Annotated in this window: 1 rRNA gene; it reads right to left on the bottom strand. The window is 56.8% G+C overall.

What is annotated here, in order from left to right:
* Positions 1–143 precede the first annotated feature (143 nt).
* Positions 144–1668: ribosomal RNA gene (locus tag KIH31_RS17990) — 16S ribosomal RNA — on the bottom strand.
* Positions 1669–1746: the final 78 nt, after the last annotated feature.

Below are 1746 nucleotides of genomic sequence, written 5' to 3'. Positions count from 1 at the left end.
ACCGGAGAAACAAACGCCGAATCCATTGATATTCCACCCATGAGCACCCACCGCAGGACAAACGCCTGCGCAATGGGCCTACTCCTGACAACCACCACACCAGGACACGAGCCCCGGCCGGCAGGTTGTAAGGCGCTCCTTAGAAAGGAGGTGATCCAGCCGCACCTTCCGGTACGGCTACCTTGTTACGACTTAGTCCCAATCGCCGGTCCCACCTTCGACGGCTCCCTCCCACAAGGGGTTAGGCCACCGGCTTCGGGTGTTACCAACTTTCGTGACTTGACGGGCGGTGTGTACAAGGCCCGGGAACGTATTCACCGCAGCGTTGCTGATCTGCGATTACTAGCGACTCCGACTTCATGGGGTCGAGTTGCAGACCCCAATCCGAACTGAGACCGGCTTTTTGGGATTAGCTCCACCTCACAGTATCGCAACCCTTTGTACCGGCCATTGTAGCATGCGTGAAGCCCAAGACATAAGGGGCATGATGATTTGACGTCGTCCCCACCTTCCTCCGAGTTGACCCCGGCAGTCTCCCATGAGTCCCCGCCATAACGCGCTGGCAACATGGAACGAGGGTTGCGCTCGTTGCGGGACTTAACCCAACATCTCACGACACGAGCTGACGACAACCATGCACCACCTGTAAACCGGCCACAAGTGGGGCACCCATCTCTGGGCGTTACCGGTTCATGTCAAGCCTTGGTAAGGTTCTTCGCGTTGCATCGAATTAATCCGCATGCTCCGCCGCTTGTGCGGGCCCCCGTCAATTCCTTTGAGTTTTAGCCTTGCGGCCGTACTCCCCAGGCGGGGCACTTAATGCGTTAGCTACGGCGCGGAAAACGTGGAATGTCCCCCACACCTAGTGCCCAACGTTTACGGCATGGACTACCAGGGTATCTAATCCTGTTCGCTCCCCATGCTTTCGCTCCTCAGCGTCAGTTACAGCCCAGAGACCTGCCTTCGCCATCGGTGTTCCTCCTGATATCTGCGCATTTCACCGCTACACCAGGAATTCCAGTCTCCCCTACTGCACTCTAGTCTGCCCGTACCCACTGCAGACCCGGGGTTGAGCCCCGGGCTTTCACAGCAGACGCGACAAACCGCCTACGAGCTCTTTACGCCCAATAATTCCGGATAACGCTTGCGCCCTACGTATTACCGCGGCTGCTGGCACGTAGTTAGCCGGCGCTTCTTCTGCAGGTACCGTCACTTTCGCTTCTTCCCTACTGAAAGATGTTTACAACCCGAAGGCCTTCATCCATCACGCGGCGTCGCTGCATCAGGCTTGCGCCCATTGTGCAATATTCCCCACTGCTGCCTCCCGTAGGAGTCTGGGCCGTGTCTCAGTCCCAGTGTGGCCGGTCACCCTCTCAGGCCGGCTACCCGTCGTCGCCTTGGTGAGCCATTACCTCACCAACAAGCTGATAGGCCGCGAGTCCATCCAAAACCACAAAAGCTTTCCACCAACACACCATGCGGTGATCGGTCATATCCGGTATTAGACCCAGTTTCCCAGGCTTATCCCAGAGTCAAGGGCAGGTTACTCACGTGTTACTCACCCGTTCGCCACTAATCACCCCAGCAAGCTGGGGATCATCGTTCGACTTGCATGTGTTAAGCACGCCGCCAGCGTTCATCCTGAGCCAGGATCAAACTCTCCGTTGAAAAATACAAACAGAACACACCAACACCACCCCGGAAAAAAGGACAGTAGCCGGTGCACATCCGATCAAGGCCAAAAAA

This window comes from Paenarthrobacter sp. DKR-5 (assembly GCF_018531425.1).
In the GTDB taxonomy this organism is placed as follows: domain Bacteria; phylum Actinomycetota; class Actinomycetes; order Actinomycetales; family Micrococcaceae; genus DKR-5.
The sequence above is the reverse complement of the archived record's forward strand: the minus strand, read 5'-3'. Positions and strand labels throughout refer to the sequence as shown.